The 16184-nt window shown below is 74.0% G+C and carries 8 protein-coding genes; 7 read left to right on the top strand and 1 reads right to left on the bottom strand.

Translation table 11 applies throughout. From position 1 onward, the window contains the following. The first annotated feature begins 80 nt into the window (after positions 1 to 80). The 7 genes from OEIGOIKO_RS13690 to fxsT all read left to right on the top strand — a co-directional run bounded on the left by OEIGOIKO_RS13690 (position 81) and on the right by fxsT (position 12122). Positions 81 to 491, top strand: a complete 411-nt coding sequence (locus OEIGOIKO_RS13690; RefSeq protein WP_125054286.1) for a CU044_2847 family protein — start codon at positions 81 to 83, stop codon at positions 489 to 491. Further along, positions 491 to 2761 carry a VMAP-C domain-containing protein gene (locus tag OEIGOIKO_RS13685; protein ID WP_125054285.1) on the top strand — a complete coding sequence of 757 codons (2271 nt, stop codon included), beginning with the start codon at positions 491 to 493 and terminating at the stop codon, positions 2759 to 2761. The genes OEIGOIKO_RS13690 and OEIGOIKO_RS13685 overlap by 1 nt, the downstream gene beginning before the upstream one ends. A gap of 188 nt (positions 2762 to 2949) precedes the next feature. After that, positions 2950 to 4008 (top strand): AAA family ATPase, encoded by a 1059-nt coding sequence (locus OEIGOIKO_RS13680; RefSeq protein ID WP_125054284.1) that lies wholly within the window; start codon positions 2950 to 2952, stop codon positions 4006 to 4008. A 6-nt stretch (positions 4009 to 4014) separates the two neighbouring features. After that, positions 4015 to 7320, top strand: a complete 3306-nt coding sequence (locus tag OEIGOIKO_RS13675; protein WP_125054283.1) for an SAV_2336 N-terminal domain-related protein — start codon at positions 4015 to 4017, stop codon at positions 7318 to 7320. Between the two features lie 81 nt (positions 7321 to 7401). After that, the gene (locus OEIGOIKO_RS13670) at positions 7402 to 7635 is read left to right on the top strand and encodes a YxD-tail cyclophane-containing RiPP peptide (protein WP_125054282.1); all 234 of its coding nucleotides are present in this window, start codon (positions 7402 to 7404) and stop codon (positions 7633 to 7635) included. Between the two features lie 167 nt (positions 7636 to 7802). Beyond that, positions 7803 to 9023 (top strand): FxsB family cyclophane-forming radical SAM/SPASM peptide maturase, encoded by a 1221-nt coding sequence (locus OEIGOIKO_RS13665; RefSeq protein WP_246177332.1) that lies wholly within the window; start codon positions 7803 to 7805, stop codon positions 9021 to 9023. A 93-nt stretch (positions 9024 to 9116) separates the two neighbouring features. Then, positions 9117 to 12122 (top strand): FxSxx-COOH system tetratricopeptide repeat protein, encoded by a 3006-nt coding sequence (gene fxsT, locus OEIGOIKO_RS13660; protein WP_125054280.1) that lies wholly within the window; start codon positions 9117 to 9119, stop codon positions 12120 to 12122. 89 nt (positions 12123 to 12211) lie between these two features. On the opposite strand, the gene OEIGOIKO_RS13655 is transcribed toward fxsT, so the two are convergent. Continuing rightward, a complete protein-coding gene (locus OEIGOIKO_RS13655; RefSeq protein WP_125054279.1) occupies positions 12212 to 16036 on the bottom strand; it encodes a multifunctional oxoglutarate decarboxylase/oxoglutarate dehydrogenase thiamine pyrophosphate-binding subunit/dihydrolipoyllysine-residue succinyltransferase subunit in 3825 nt (1274 codons plus the stop codon). Positions 16037 to 16184: the final 148 nt, after the last annotated feature.

Here is a 16184-nt window from a genome sequence, read left to right as displayed (position 1 = left end):
CACCCTGGGGATAACCTGATCACCTGTCAACGGCCCTGGGGCAGGGGGACTCTGCCGCTCAGGGGGAGCAGGAGGCCGTGATGCGCGATCGCGCACATCTCATCGAGCTGCCCGACGGTACGGCGGTCTGGGCCCGGGTCTCCCGGCTGGACGTCGCCGGGGGAACGGACGAGGAATACGACGACGTCGGGGCCTGGGAGGCGCTCGGCGCCCGGGTCGAGGGGCTGCGGGACCTGGTCGGCGGGGTCGCGGCGAGCCTGCGCGAGGCGACCGAACGGGTGGCGCCGGACGAGACCAGTGTGACCTTCGGCGTGGAGGTGGCGGCCAAGCCCGGCCGGGCGGTGGCGCTGCTCGCGGACGGCGAGGCCAAGGCGAACCTGTCGGTGACGCTCACGTGGCGGAAGCGGGAGACCCCTGAGGGCGATACGGGCACCGTCCCGGAGGAGAGCGGCCGCGCCGGCGGCCGAGGGCCGCACGACCCGGGTGAGTGATGGCGGCCCCCGAAGGCGGCCACGGGCCCGGACGGGGTGAACGCGCGGACCGCGAGAAGTACGCGCACCTCCTCGGGCACGCGGGCCGGGCCACCGTCGCCGTCCGCCCGGCGCCCGGGGTGACCCCGGCACCGTTATGGGGCAGCGGCGTCTTCGTCGCCCCCGGTTGGGTGCTGACCTGCGCCCACGTGCTCACCAGCGGTGACGGCCGACGCCGTCCGACGGGCCCGGACGGCGAGATCGGAGTGGCGTTCGACGGCCGGGTGGCCGCCGCGCGCCTGGAGTACGACCTGAGCCGGCCGGCCCCCGTACGGGCGGCTGCCCCGCCGTGCGGGACGGGCGGGGAGGAGAGACCGGAAGCATCGGAAGCACCGGAAGCACCGGAAGTCCTGGAGGCCGACCGGGAGGCGGCCGGGAGCGGCCCGGCGTCCGCTCCGGGCCCCCGCGTGGACCTGGCCCTTCTGCGGCTCCTCGACCCCGGCGTCCCGCACCCGTGCGCCTGGCTCAGCGACCAGCCGGCCGCGCTCCTGGAGGACGCGTTCATCTTCCGCGGCCACGACCAGGACCCGCCGGGCACGGCAGGGGCCCCGTGCGGCGCCGGACGCGGCCCCGGGACCGGCCCGGACCCGGGTGCCGCCCCCGGCACGGACGCCGCCTCCGCCCCCGTCCACCCCTTCATCGCCGTCCGCTTCGGCGCCCGCGACGCCCGCGGCCTCCAGTTCGGCACCGACGTCCGGGTGACGCCGGGCGCGTCCGGCGGACCGCTGCTGGACTGCGACCGGGGGGAGGTCGTCGGCATCGTCAAAGGCAGTCACCGCGAGGACCGGCTCGGTCTCGCGGTGCCGGTCACCGAACTGCGCGGGCTGGCGCCGCACCACCTCGTACCGGGCGCCGCCGGGCTCGGCGACGACCCGTACCACGCGCTGATGGGCCTGCACGACCGCTGGCACTGGGCCGGTCAGGACCTCGGCGGGCCGGGCGAGCCCACCTGGTTCGACGCGCAGCACGCGATCATGTCGGGGCGCGGCCGGTTGTGGGGCGTGCAGGAGCGGCTGCAGGCGCTCGACCTGCTGGCGTCGCTGCCCGCGCCGCGTGACCCCCTCGTGGTGGCCGCCGCGGTCGCCGAGGCGCTGGGCCGCGCGGACCCGCGGGGCCGTACCGGCCGGGCCGGGCCGTGGACGCTGCGCACCTGGCGGGACGGGCACGGGGCGCTCTACCAGGGCAGCGACCCGTACACGGAGCTGTGCGCCTTCGTGCACTACCTGCGCATCGTCGCGCAGCGCACGGCCGACGAGGCGCGGGAGGCCCCCGGTGACGAGGGCGTCGCGCTCCGCACGGCGGCCGAGCGGCTGGAACTGTTCGTCACGGCCAAGGCGGTCGTGCTGCTGCCCCGGGACCGGGAGCGGATCGGACCGGTACGGCGCCGCCCCGACGCGCTGCTGGTGGAGTTCGAGCCGCTGTTCTACGACGACGCGGGCGGCCGGCAGCTGTTCAACTGGTCGGTCAGCGAGGGGTACGGGCAGGGCCGGTGGCAGCGCGTGGAGATCCAGGAATCGCGGGACGGCATGCCCTTCGAGCAGGCCTGCGACCAGGTGCTGCAACGGCTCGGTCCGCGGCTGCTGCGCGCCGACGACGCGGCGGGTGGCGCCCGGGTGCGCCTGGAGGTCGCGGTGCCGGAGGAGCGGTGGCACACGCCGGCGGACCGCTGGCGCGTACCGGCCTCGACGCGCCGGGCCGCGCGCCTGCGCCCGCTGGGCCCGACGCGCGCGGTGGTGCTGCGCGACCAGGGGCGCCGCCAGGAGGTGGACCCGGTCTGGCTGCGGCGCTGGCAGGGCCTGGCCGCGGCCGGGCGGATGACCGCGCTGCGGGTGCCGGCCGGCCCCCGCGCCTCGGTGTCGGGGCTGTCGCGGCTGCTGGAGGAGGCGGACGAGGGAGCGGTGCCGGCGCTGTGCCGGTCGGTGGCGGACGGTACGGGGCTGGAGGCCGTCGGCTGGACCCTGGACACCGGCCATCCGGTCGCGCTGTGGCTCGCGGAGGGCCACGGCGAGCGGGACTGCGACCGGGTGTGCGACGCGTTCCACCGGGAGGTGGCGCAGCTGCTCGGCGCGCCGAAGTCGGTCGCCGAGATCCCCGAACTGGTGCGGGAACTACGGGCCAAGGCCGCCGAGGGCGGCGCGTCCTGGGCCCGCGACCTCGTGCTCCTCTACGACGATCCGGACAACCCGATTCCCCAACTCTTCCCCGGCGCCACGCAATTGTCGCCCCCATGACGTCCCCCGAGACCGGAAAACGCCCCGTATCCTTCCGTCCGGCTGGCTACTGTCCTAGCGTCGTGAGAGATTGCTAGGGGGACGGGTCCGGGGGAGGGCGGGAAGCGGATGCCGACGCTTGCCGGGAATGCTCTTCCACGGCCCCTTCGCCCCTGCCCGATGGCCGGCCGGCGACGAGGAGTTCCGACGTGAGCGACTGGCTCATCTACCGTGGCGCGGGGGCTCCGCACGACGGCATCGAGCAGTTACCACCGCCCCCTCCCTGGCGGGATTTCGACGGCGGCCCGCCGGTGGCGCCGCCCGCCGCCCTCGACCACGCCTCCGAGCGCAGGCTCGGCGTGCAGCGCCGCGAGGCCAGCTACCACCGGCCGGGCGAGACCGAGCGCGAGCTGGTCAACGCCGCGCTCTACCTGCGCCGTCCGCTGCTGGTCACCGGTGCCCCGGGCAGCGGCAAGTCCACCCTCGCCCACTCGGTCGCCTACGAGCTGGGCCTGGGCCGGGTGCTGAACTGGTCCATCGTCAGCCGCAGTTCGCTGCGCGACGGGCTGTACGAGTACGACGCCATCGGCCGCCTCCAGGACCTCCAGATCGCCCGCGCCGCCCAGCCGCAGCCCGGCCCCGGGCCGGCCGAGGGACGCCCGCGCACACCGGACGAGCCGGGCGGCGGCATCGGCCGTTACATCCGCCTCGGCCCGCTCGGCACGGCCCTGCTGCCCGCCGCGAAGCCCCGCGTCCTGCTCGTCGACGAGCTGGACAAGAGCGACATCGACCTGCCGAACGACCTGCTCAACGTCCTGGAGGAAGGGGAGTTCCGGATTCCGGAGCTGGAGCGGCTGGCCGGATCCGCCCCCGAGGTGCCGGTGCTCAGCGACGACGGCGGCCAGGTCACCGTCCGCGACGGCCGGGTGCGCTGCCGCGCCTTCCCGTTCATCGTGCTGACCAGCAACGGCGAACGGGACTTCCCCGCTCCGCTGCTGCGCCGCTGCATCCACCTGAACATCCCCACACCGGACAAGGAACGGCTCGCCGACATGGTCCGGGCGCACTTCGGCGAGAGCGCGGCCGCCGACTACGAACCGCTGATCGACCGCTTCCTGGACCGCGAGCCCGGTGACGTACGCGCCGTCGACCAGCTGCTGAACGCCATCCACCTGACGCAGAAGGCCGGCTGGGCGGACGAGGACGAGGAGGAGACGCGGCGGCGCCTGACGGCCGAACTGCTGCGGCCCCTGGATCGGACCAGGTGACCCGCGGTGCCGGCCGGCGGACCGGGCTTCGGCCCCCTCGGTGAGATCGTCGCGCGGCTGCGCGCGGCCGGGCTGCCCGCCGACGCCCGCTCCATGGCGGACGCGCTGTGGCTGGCCCGGTGGATCACCCCCGGGCCCGCCGAGGGCGCCGGGGAACCCGCCGACGGCACCGTTCCGGCCGCCGCGCAGAGGCCAAAACCGGCCACATTCTCCGTGGATCCCCGCAGCCGCGAACCGGCCCGCGACACACCGTCCCGTACGGAGCCCGCCGCGCGCGACCGCCCCCGCCGCCCGGAGGTGGACCTGCTGCCCGCGCAGGACGAGCGCACCCTCAGCCCCGGCCAGGGGCGGCTGGGCGAGGTCGGTATCCCCGTCGCCTCCGCCTTCCCCGGACTGCTGCCGCTCCAGCGCGCCCTGCGGCCGGTCCAGCGCTACCACCCCCCGGTCGCCCCGGCCCGCCAGGAACTGGACGAGGCCGCCACCGCCGACCTCTCCGCACACGCCGAACTGATCATCCCGGTGCTGCGCGGCGTCCGCCGCCGCGCGGCCAGCCTGCGCCTGCTGATGGACGGCTCCCCCTCCATGGCCGTGTGGGAGCAGATGCTGCACGACCTGCGGCAGGTCTGCGAACGGGTCGGCGCCTTCCGCGACGTCACGGTGCACTACCTCCACCCGCACGGCGACGAGGTCGGCGTCGCCGCCGGCCCCGGCCGGGACGCCCCGCTGCGCCCCGCCGACCAGCTGCACGACCCCACGGGCCACCACCTCACCCTCGTCGTCAGCGACTGCGCGGGCGCGCTGTGGCGCGACGGGCGCATCCAGCGGCTGCTGTACCGCTGGGCGGCCGACGCGCCGCTCGCCGTGGTGCAGCCGCTGCCGCAGCGGATGTGGGCCCGCACCCAGCTCCCGGCCGTCGCGGGCACCCTCGTACGGCGCCAGGGGCCGTACAGCGCCCTCGGCTTCAGGCCCGCCCGGCGCCGCCGCCGCGCCCCGTCCGCGGGCGGGCGCCCGCAGGGCGAGGTGCGCGAGCGCGCCGTGCCGGTCCTGTCGGCCGCACCCGCCGCCCTCGGCTCCTGGGCCCGGCTGGCCGCGGCCGAGTCGGGCCTCTCGCTGCGCGGCGCCGCCGCCGTCGTCCGCTGCGACCACGGCCTCGGTACGGACCTCACCCGCCGCGCCGAACGCCCCGCCCCCGACCGGCTGGTGCGCGAGTTCGAACAGGCCGCCTCCCCGGACGCCCGGCACCTGGCCGTCCATCTGTCGGCCGTACCGCTCGCGCTGCCCGTCATCCAGCTCGTCCAGCGCGCCATGCTGCCCCAGACCGGCCCCGCCGAACTGGCGGAGGTGCTGCTCAGCGGCCTGGTCGAGCAACTGCCCGACCCGACGGGCGGGCCCGCCCGCGCAGGCGCGGCCGGCGGCCCCTGGTACGAGTTCGTGCCCGGCGTACGCGACGAGCTGCTGAGCCGCCTGAGCGCCGGTGAGGCCGCCCTCGTCCTCAAGCACTGCTCCCTGTACATCGAGCGCACGTTCGGCCGCAGCGCCCGCAACTTCCCGGCCGTGGCGGTCGCCATGCTCTCCGGCAGCGGCCGGGAGCCGACCACCGGGCAGCGCGCCGTGCCCGAGCCGTTCGCCCGGATCTCCGAGCGGGTCCTGCGCCGCTTCGAACCGGCCCTCAGGACACCCGTCCCGCCGCCGTACGCGCCCGACGGACCCGCCGCCGAGGGTGCCGCGCTGCTGGACCGCTACGAACAGGACGGCGCCGTACGCGACTTGATGGAAGCGGTGCGCCTGCTGCGCGCCGCGGCCCGGCAGCTGCCCGCCGCGGGCACCGACCTCGCCCGCGCGCTGCTGCACGGCTGGGCGGAGTGGCGGCAGCCGGACGCCCTGGAAGAGGCGGAACGGTCGGTCCGGGCGGCGGCGGAAGCCGTCGGCGGCGACCCGGCACAGGCGCCGGACGGGGACGGCGAAGCACGCGTCAGAGCTCTGATCGTGCTCGCCCGGGTGCGCTACGCCGGCGCGCAGGAACGCGGCGCCGCGGGGTACCCGGACGGTGAACGGAGCGCGCTGGAGGACGCCGCGCGCCACCTGGACACCGCGTGCGGGCTGATGAGCCTGCTGGACCCCCGCGTATTGGAGAGCATGGTGCTGCGTACCGAAGTGCTGCGGCGGCTGGCCGCGCTGGCCCCGGCCACCGGAGCCGCCGGCCGCCCCGGCGACCCGCTCGACGAGGCCGAGCACGCCCTGACCGTCCTCCTCGAACAGTGGCCCAGCGGCGAACAGGTGCCCGGCGAGATCTACGCCGCCCGCGGCGGTGTCCTGCTGGACCAGGCGCGCCGCGCCGCCGGCGCGGAGACCGGCGCCGAGGCGCACACCGGAGCGCTCGCCCTGCGTGCCACCGCCGACCTGGACACCGCCACGGTCCTGCTGCGCCGCAAGGGCGGCACCGCCGACCGCAAGGTCTGCGAGACGCTGCTGGAGCTGGCCCAGGCCCGCTCGCTGCTCGGCGCCGGCACCGGACCGGACGCCGTCCTGCCCGTCCTCGCCCGGGCCCGCGCGCTCGCCCGCGAACTGCGCGACCCGGCCCTGGAGGCGGAGAGCCTGAGCCGTACGGCCACCGCGCACCGCGCCGTGCACACCCGCACCGGCGACGCCGCCGCCCTGGACAAGGCGATCGAGGCACTGGCCGCCGCACTGCGCCTGACCACCCCCGACTCGCCCGAACACAGCTCCCTGCTGGCCGAGCGCGGCGCGGCCCTGCTGCTGCGCGCCCGGCTGGAGCCCCCCGGCGAACAGGGCAAACGACTGGCGAACGAGGCGGTCCACGTCCTGCGCGAAGCACTCGGCCGGGTCGCTCCCAACGACCCCGAACTGGGCGCCCACCGGCTGCTGTTCGGCCGCGCCCTGCGGCTGCGCCACGACCGGCAGCCCTCGCTGGCCGACCTGCACGAGGCCGACTGGGTGCTGGAGCTGGCCGCGCGCAGCTCGGGCGACCCGGCCGTCGCCGCGGAGGCCTGGCTGGAGGTCGGCGACGTCCAGCTCGCGCTCGACCGGCGCTTCGGCTCCCGGGAGCGGCACGACCGCGCCGCCGCCTGCTACCGCCGGGCCGCGGCCGACGCCGACCGCGCGGGCAGCCCCCTGCTGGCGGCGCGCGCCCACCACCGGCGGGCCGGGGTGCTGGAGGACACGGCCGGGCCGCAGGCGGCCCTGGTGGCGTACCGGGAGAGCTGGGAGCAGTGGCAGCAGGCGTCCGAGGAGAACGGCCCCGAGGCCCGGCGCACGAGGGAGCGGATGCGCGCCCTGGACCCGTCCGAATGACCGTCTGACCCGGCCGGCCCGGGGGTTTCCGTGCCCGCGCGCGCGGGAAACACCCGTCCACCCGGCCCAGAGGAGAACAGCGTGGCGACAGTCCCCGTCACCGGTACGGCCCCGGCCGCACCGGCCGAGCCGTCCGGCCCGTCGGCCGAGCCGCTGCCGGACTTCGGCGGTGTCGATGTGGCCGCGGTGGCCGCAGGGACGGACCACCGGGTACTGGGGGAGGTGACGGCCCTCCTGCTGCGCACCTGGGTCCCCGCCGAGCGGGCGGTGGCGTACTACGACGACGGCCCGGGGGACCCCAAGGACGACCGCTGAGGGGCGTGCCCCGACCGCCCCTGAGCAGCGGTATCCGGCCAACCAGGCCGCGTATCCGGACAGTTGTCGATGCCCTGTGCATGTCTCCCGGCGGCCGAGCCATGTATGGCGACAGCGGGCCGTCTCCGGGGTGCCCGGACGTCGGACGCGGGCAGGGGGGCGGCGTCGTGGTGTGCCAGAACCAGCAGCGGGCCGCGATCCCCTTCCGGCAGTTCGTCCTGAAAGCACACAGTCGCTGCAACCTCGCCTGCACCTACTGCTACATCTACACGAGCCCGGACCGCAGCTGGCGTGACCGTCCGCCGCACGCCCCGCCCGGCACCGTACGCCAGACCGCCCGCCGCATAGCGGAACACGTACGCGCCCACGGCCTGGACGAGATACGCATCGACCTGCACGGCGGCGAACCCCTGCTCACCGGCCCCGGCCCGCTCCTCGACCAGGCGGCCGCCCTGCGCGCCGAGCTCCCCGCCGACTGCCGCACCCACCTGGGCGTACAGACCAACGGCACCCTCCTCACCCCGGCCGTCCTCGACACCCTGGCCGGCGCGGGCTTCCGCGTCGGCCTCAGCCTGGACGGCGGCACCCCCGGCCTCAACCGCCGCCGCGTCGACCACGCGGGGCGCGCCTCCTGGCCCGCGGCGTCCCGCGCCGCCCGGCTGCTGGCCGGGCGCCCCGGCGTCTTCGCCGGCATCCTGTGCACCGTCGACCTCACCTCCGACCCCGCCCGGGTCTACGGCTCGCTGCGCGCGCTCGGACCGCCGATGCTCGACTTCCTCCTCCCGCACGCCAACTGGACCAGCCGCCCGCCGCTGCCGCCCGGCCCGGCGGGCCCCACCCCGTACGGCGACTGGCTGTGCACCGTCTTCGACCTGTGGTGGGCCGAGCGGGAGCCGGCGCCCCGCGTCCGCCTCTTCACCGAGATCATCGGACTGCTGCTGGGCCGCCCCAGCACCAGCGAGGCGGTGGGCCTGTCACCCGTCGTCGCGCTCATCGTCGACACCGACGGCGCCATCGAGCAGGTCGACTCCCTCAAATCGGCGTACGAGGGCGCCGCCGCCACCGGCCTGGACGTCTTCCGCAACAGCTTCGACGAGGCGCTCCGCCACCCCGGGATGACCGCCCGGCGGCTCGGCGCGGACGGCCTGTGCGACCGGTGCCGCGGCTGCGCGCTGATGACGGTCTGCGGCGGCGGCAACTACGCGCACCGCTACCGGGCCGGCGGCAGCGGCTTCCGTAACCCGTCCGTGTACTGCGCCGACCTGGAACGGGTGATCCGGCACATCGCCGCCCGGCTGGACGCCGAGGTCCAGGTGGGCCGGTCGGCCCGGCCGGCCCCCGCGCCGACCGGCGTATCCGTCAACTGGCGTACGGTGAACAAGACCTGACGTGGCGTCGCCGTGCGGGGCGATACTTGGGCTATCGTGCCGAACAGCCAGCTCGCGCCCGCGCGAACCACCGCATACCGAGGAGACGGTCGCATGGTCGATCAGTCCGGTAACACCGGCTCCGCAGAGCACATCACCATCAGCTATGCGGGCTTCAACCGGCCGTGGGCGGCGTGGATTTCGCACCAGCTGGAACAGCTCGGCCACGGCACCACCATGCTGCGCTGGGACCCCCCGGCCGACAGCCCCCTCACCGAGGAGCTGGCCGGTCTGCTCGCGGCCGAGGGCCGCCTGCTGATGGTGCTGGACGACTGGTACTTCAAACTCGGCCCCAAGACGCACGACGAGTGGACGACCGCCCTCCAGGAGGTCGTGCCGGACCACGCCGACCGGTTCGCCGCCGTCAGCGTCGCCACCCAGCGGCTGCCCGCCACCGCCTCCGTGCTGCGCCCCGCCGACCTGCGCGACCTGGACGCCGTCGAGGCCAACCGCCGCGTCCTGAACCGTCTCGGCGTCCCGGCCGGCGCCCGCCGCCCCACCGAGCCCGCCGCCAACGCGCCGCGCTTCCCCAACGACCCGCCCGAGATCTGGAACATCCCCCGCCGCAACAACCGCTTCACCGGCCGCGACACCGCGCTGGAGGAGCTGCACGGCAAGCTGGCGGGCCCGGTGCCCGGCCTCGGCCAGCCGCTGGAGACCCGGATCGCCCTGTACGGCATCTCCGGCGTCGGCAAGAGCCAGATCGCCGCCGAGTACGCCCACCGCTTCGGCAACGACTACGACGTCGTGTGGTGGATCAGCGCCACCAACCGGGGCGCCGCCCGCGAACAGCTCGCCGAGCTGGCCACCCGCCTCGGACTGCCGGTCGGGCAGGAGCTGGGCGACCGGATCCGCGCCGTCCACGAGGCGCTGCGGGTCGGCCGCCCGTACCGCCGCTGGCTGCTGATCTTCGACAGCGCGGACGACATGGAGCAGATCGAGGACCTGGTGCCGGACGGCCGCGGCCACGTCCTGATCACCACCCTCACCCGCGACTGGTCCGGCTCCGGCAGCGCCCAGGAGATCGAGGTGCTGCCCTTCACCCGGATCGAGTCCGTCGCCTACGCGCGGCGCCGCGCGCCCCGGCTGACCACCATGGAAGCCGACCTGCTCGCCGAAGCCGTGCAGGACCTGCCGCTGCTGCTCGCCCAGACCGCCGCCTGGCTGGACGCCAACCCGATGGCGCCCAAGGAGTACATCGAGCTGATCCGCCGCGGCGAGCCGAGCCTGGTCGGCATCCGCATCTCCACCGACTACCCGATGGCCTTCCAGACCAGCTGGGCCATAACGCTGAACACGCTGCGCGAACGCAGCCCCGCCGCCGTCGAACTGCTCAAACTGTTCGCCTTCTTCGCGCCGGACGCGATCCCGGTGCCGATGCTCGCCCGCGCCCGCCGCGGCGACCTGCCCGAATACCTCGCCGACCTGGCCGCCGAGCCCATCGCCTGGAACACCGCGCTGCGCCGGCTCACCGAGTCCACCGCCGTACGCCTGGACTACCAGCTCGCCCAGACCACCTCGGACCCCGCCGTCGAGACCGCGCAGATGCACCGGCTCTACCACCGGTTCCTGCGCAGCGACATGGCGGAGGACGAGCGGGACGCGATGTCCGCCACGGCCTGCCGCGTGCTGGCCACCGCCGACCCGCAGGGCCCCTCCGACACCCGGACCTGGGAGCAGTACGCCGCCCTCATCCCGCACCTGGAACCGGCCGGCGTCCTGGACAGCCCGGAGACCGCCGTCCAGGAACTGCTGCTGAACTGCATCGAGTACCTGCGGGTCCGCGGCGAGTACCGCATCGGCCTGCGGCTGTGCGAACAGTTCCTCTCCCGCTGGCGCAACCGCATCGCCCCCACCCAGCGCACCATGCTCGTCGTCACCCATCAGCACGCCAACATGCTGCGCAGGCTGGGCCGCTACCGCGAGGCCGAAGCGGTCGGCAGCGCCATCGTCGAGGAGCTGACCGCGGAGCGGGAGCCGGGCGACGGCGCGCTGCTGCGCGCCCAGGACGGTCTCGCCGGCACCCTGATGGCGCTCGGCTCCTACGGGCACGCGCTGGAGATGTTCGAGTCGGTCGTCCGGGGCCGTACGGAACTCCTCGGTCCCGAGGCGCCGCTCACCCTCTCCTCCCGCAGTAACCTCGCCTCGGCGCTCAGCGCCCTGGGCCGCTACCAGGACGCCCTCGAACTCTTCGGCGAAGTGCTGCTCGTCTGGGAACGCGAACTGCGCGCCCGCCACCACCTCACCCTCGGGGCCGCCTACTCCTACGCCCGGATGCTGCGCCTGCTCGGCCACTACACCGACGCACTGTCCCGCCAGGAGCTGAACGCACGGCTCTACCGCCAGATCATGGGCAAGCACACCCCGCTGACCCTGCGCGCCGAGCACAACCTCGCGCTGTGCCTGCGCCGCTCCGGCGCCGTCACCCAGGCCGACGCCCTGATGGGTGACGTCGTGGAACGCTCCCGCCGGGTGCACGGCCCCCGGCACCCGGAGACGCTCATGATGCAGGCCAACTACGCCACGTTCCTGCGCGAGCACGGCGACCTCGGCCGGGCCAGGGAACTGGGCGAGGAGGCCGCCGAGCGGTACCGCACGCTGGTCGGCGAGGCCCACCCGTTCGCGGTCGGCACGCTCGGCAACACCGGCCTGGTGTGCTGGGAGTTCGGCGAGCGCGACAACGCGCTGGCCATCGCCGAGGAGGCGCTCCGGGGCATGACCCGGGCGGTGGGCGCCGACCACCCCTGGACGCTGGGCTGCGCCCTGAACGCCGCCGGCGCCCGCAACCGCGTCGACGACGAGGAGAGCGCCGCACAGCTGAGCCGGGAGACCCTGGAGCGGGCCAAGCAGGTGCTCGGCGACACCCACCCGCTGACGCTCTCCGCCAAGACGGCGCTCGCCGACGACCTGCGGGCGCTGCGGCGCGGACAGGAAGCCTCCAAGCTGGAGCAGCAGGCCGTGCAGCAGCTCACCGAGACGCTGGGCGCCGAACACCCGCACACGCTCTCCGCGCGCCGCAGGCGCCGCCCGTACTGGGACTTCGAGCCGCAGCCGGTCTGAGCCCGCAGCTACGGAAAAGGCCCGGGGCCCCGCCGCGAACGACCGATGTTCGCGGCGGGGCCCCGGGCTGTCACACCGGTGTCCGCGGGTTACGCGTCGAACGCCTCGGCGATCAGCGCGGCCTGCTCGGCCTGGTGGCGCTTGGCCGAACCCACGGCCGGCGACGAGGAGTGCGGCCGCGAGATGCGGCGCAGGCGCTCGCCGTGCGGCACGTCGGCGCCGACGGACAGGTCCAGGTGGTCGATCAGGTTCAGACCCAGGAACGGCCACGCACCCTGGTTCGCCGGCTCCTCCTGCACCCACAGGTACTTGCCCGCGTTCGGGTACTTGGCGATCTCCGCCTGGAGCTCCTTGCCGGGCAGCGGGTACAGCCGCTCGATACGGACCAGCGCCGTGTCGAACGCGCCGCGCTTGACCCGCTCCGCCTCCAGGTCGTAGTAGACCTTGCCGGAGCAGAAGATGACCTTGGTGACGTCCGCGGCCTGCGCCGCGTCGTCCGAGATCACCGGCCGGAAGCCGCCCGTGGTGAACTCCGCCGTCTTCGACGCCGCGGCCTTCAGACGCAGCATCGACTTCGGGGTGAAGACGACCAGCGGCTTGTGGTGCGGGTTGTGCACCTGCCAGCGCAGCAGGTGGAAGTAGTTCGACGGGAGCGTCGGCATGGCGACGGTCATGTTGTTCTGCGCGCACAGCTGGAGGAAGCGCTCGATACGGGCCGAGGAGTGGTCCGGGCCCTGGCCCTCGTAGCCGTGCGGCAGCAGCAGGGTGACGCCGGAGGTCTGGCCCCACTTCTGCTCCGCCGAGGAGATGAACTCGTCGACGACGGTCTGCGCGCCGTTGACGAAGTCACCGAACTGCGCCTCCCACATGACCAGCGCCTCGGGGCGGGCGAGCGAGTAGCCGTACTCGAAGCCCATCGCCGCGTACTCGCTGAGCAGCGAGTCGTAGACGTTGAAGCGCGCCTGGTCCTCGGACAGGTAGAGCAGCGGGGTGTAGTCCTCGCCGGTCTCCCGGTCCACCAGCACCGCGTGGCGCTGGCCGAAGGTGCCGCGGCGGGAGTCCTGGCCCGACAGGCGGACGGGGGTGCCCTCCATCAACAGGGAGCCGAAGGCGAGGGTCTCGCCGGTGCCCCAGTCGATCGTGTCGTCCTCCACCTGGGCCGCGCGGCGCTGCAGCTGCGGCAGCAGGCGCGGGTGGACGGTGACCCGCTCGGGGATGTTGACCTGGGACTCGGCGATCCGCTTGACGACCTCCTGGGAGATCGCGGTGTCCACGGCGACCGGGAACTCGGCCTGCGGCTCCGGCACCTCGGGGGCGGCCGGGGCGGTGGTGGCCTCGCGGACCTCCGTGAAGACCTTCTCCAGCTGGCCCTGGAAGTCCTGGAGGGCCTGCTCGGCCTCCTCCAGCGTGATGTCGCCGCGGCCGATCAGCGACTCGGTGTAGAGCTTGCGCACCGAGCGCTTCTTGTCGATCAGGTCGTACATCAGCGGCTGCGTGAAGCCCGGGTTGTCGGTCTCGTTGTGACCGCGGCGCCGGTAGCAGATCAGGTCGATGACGACGTCCTTGTTGAACGCCTGGCGGAACTCGAAGGCGAGGCGCGCGACCCGCACCACGGCCTCCGGGTCGTCACCGTTCACGTGGAAGATCGGCGCCTCGATCATGCGGGCCACGTCGGTGGCGTACATGGAGGAGCGGGCCGACTCCGGCGCGGCGGTGAAGCCGACCTGGTTGTTGATGACGATGTGCACCGTGCCGCCGGTGCGGTAGCCGCGCAGCTGCGACATGTTCAGCGTCTCGGCGACCACACCCTGGCCCGCGAAGGCCGCGTCACCGTGCAGCTGGACCGGCAGGACGGTGAAGTCCGTGCCGCCCTTGCCGATGATGTCCTGCTTGGCGCGGGAGATGCCCTCGACGATCGGGTCGACCGCTTCGAGGTGCGAGGGGTTGGCGGCCAGCGAGACCTTGATCTGCTCGCCGTCCAGGCCGGTGAAGGTGCCCTCGGCGCCCAGGTGGTACTTCACGTCGCCGGAGCCGTGCATCGACTTCGGGTCGAGGTTGCCCTCGAACTCGCGGAAGATCTGCGCGTACGACTTGCCGACGATGTTGGCGAGCACGTTCAGGCGGCCGCGGTGGGCCATGCCGATGACGACCTCGTCCAGGCGCGACTCGGCGGCCGAGTCGATGACCGCGTCCAGCAGCGGGATGACGGACTCGCCGCCCTCCAGGGAGAACCGCTTCTGGCCGACGTACTTCGTCTGGAGGAAGGTCTCGAACGCCTCGGCGGAGTTCAGCCGGCGCAGGATGCGCAGCTGCTCCTCGCGCTCCGGCTTGGAGTGCCCGCGCTCGACCCGGTCCTGGATCCACTTGCGCTGCTTGGGGTCCTGGATGTGCATGAACTCGATGCCGGTGGTGCGGCAGTACGAGTCGCGCAGCACGCCCAGGATGTCGCGCAGCTTCATCATGGTCTTGCCGGCGAAGCCGCCGACGGCGAACTCCCGCTCCAGGTCCCACAGCGTCAGCCCGTGCTCGATGATGTCGAGGTCGGGGTGCTTGCGCTGCTCGTACTCCAGCGGGTCGGTGTCGGCCATGACGTGGCCGCGCACCCGGTAGGCGTGGATCAGGTCGAAGACCCGGGCCGCCTTGGTGACGTCGTCGTCGTGGCTGACGTCGATGTCGCGCAGCCAGCGCACCGGCTCGTAGGGGATGCGCAGCGACTTGAAGATGTCGTCGAAGAAGTCGTTCTCGCCGAGCAGCAGCTGGTTCATGATGCGCAGGAACTCGCCGGAGGCGGCACCCTGGATCACCCGGTGGTCGTACGTGCTGGTCAGCGTCATGACCTTGGCGATGCCCAGCTTGTTCAGGGTGTCCTGCGAGGTGCCCTGGAACTCCGCCGGGTAGTCCATCGCGCCGACGCCGATGATGAGGCCCTGGCCGGGCATCAGGCGGGGCACGGAGTGGACGGTGCCGATGCCGCCCGGGTTGGTCAGCGACGCGGTGACTCCGGTGAAGTCGTCCATCGTCAGCTTGTTGTTGCGGGCGCGGCGGACGATGTCCTCGTACGCCTGCCAGAACTCGAAGAAGCTGAGCGTCTCCGCCTTCTTGATGGCGGCGACGACGAGCTGGCGGTCACCGTTGGGCTTCACCAGGTCGATGGCCAGACCGAGGTTGACGTGCTCGGGCTTGACCAGGGTCGGCTTGCCGTCCTTCTCCTGGAAGGAGTAGTTCATCGACGGCATGGCCTTGAGGGCCTGCACCATCGCGTACCCGATGAGGTGGGTGAAGGAGACCTTCCCGCCGCGGGCGCGCTTGAGGTGGTTGTTGATGACGATGCGGTTGTCGAACAGCAGCTTCACCGGGACGGCGCGCACGGACGTGGCCGTGGGCAGCTCCAGGGAGGCGTTCATGTTCTTCGCGACAGCGGCGGAGGGGCCACGGAGGGTGACCAGTTCCGGGCCTGCGGGCGCCTCGTCGGGCTTCACGTCGTCCTTCTTGGGAGCGGGCTGTGCGGGTGCGGTCTTCGCCGGAGCGGCCTTGGCGGGCGCCGGGGCGCTCGCGGCGGGCTTCGCCGGGGCGGCGGGCTGCTGCGCGGCGGGCGCGGCGGCCTTCGGCGCGGGCTGCTGCGCGGCGGGTGCCGCGGGCGCGCTCGGCGCCGCCGGGGCGGCCTGGGGCGTTCCGGAGGCCGGGGCGGCGGGGCTGCCTTCACTCGCCGCGGCCGGCGTGCTGGCGCCCGCTCCCGGCTTGTAGTCGGCGAAGAAGTCCCACCAGGCTCGGTCTACCGAGTTCGGGTCCTGGAGGTACTGCTGGTAGATCTCGTCGACGAGCCACTCGTTCGGACCGAACGCGGCAGCAGGGTTCTTACCCTGCCCCTCTTGGTCAGTCGAAGTGCTCGAACTGTTGGGGGACTGTGGCGACACGGCGGCAACCGCCCTCTTCCGCTTCCTAAGGTGGTGGACAGCGGGAATAAAGGCTACGCCTCTCCGGACCTTCGGTGCAGTCCGGGGCCGTCAGTCGTCGTGCACGTCACATTCGGCACGGGGTTTCGGGGCATGACTTGGCGGGAAA

This window comes from Streptomyces paromomycinus, assembly GCF_003865155.1.
GTDB lineage: Bacteria > Actinomycetota > Actinomycetes > Streptomycetales > Streptomycetaceae > Streptomyces > Streptomyces chrestomyceticus.
Note: the sequence above shows the minus strand (reverse complement) of the source record. Positions and strands in the feature narration are given on the sequence as shown.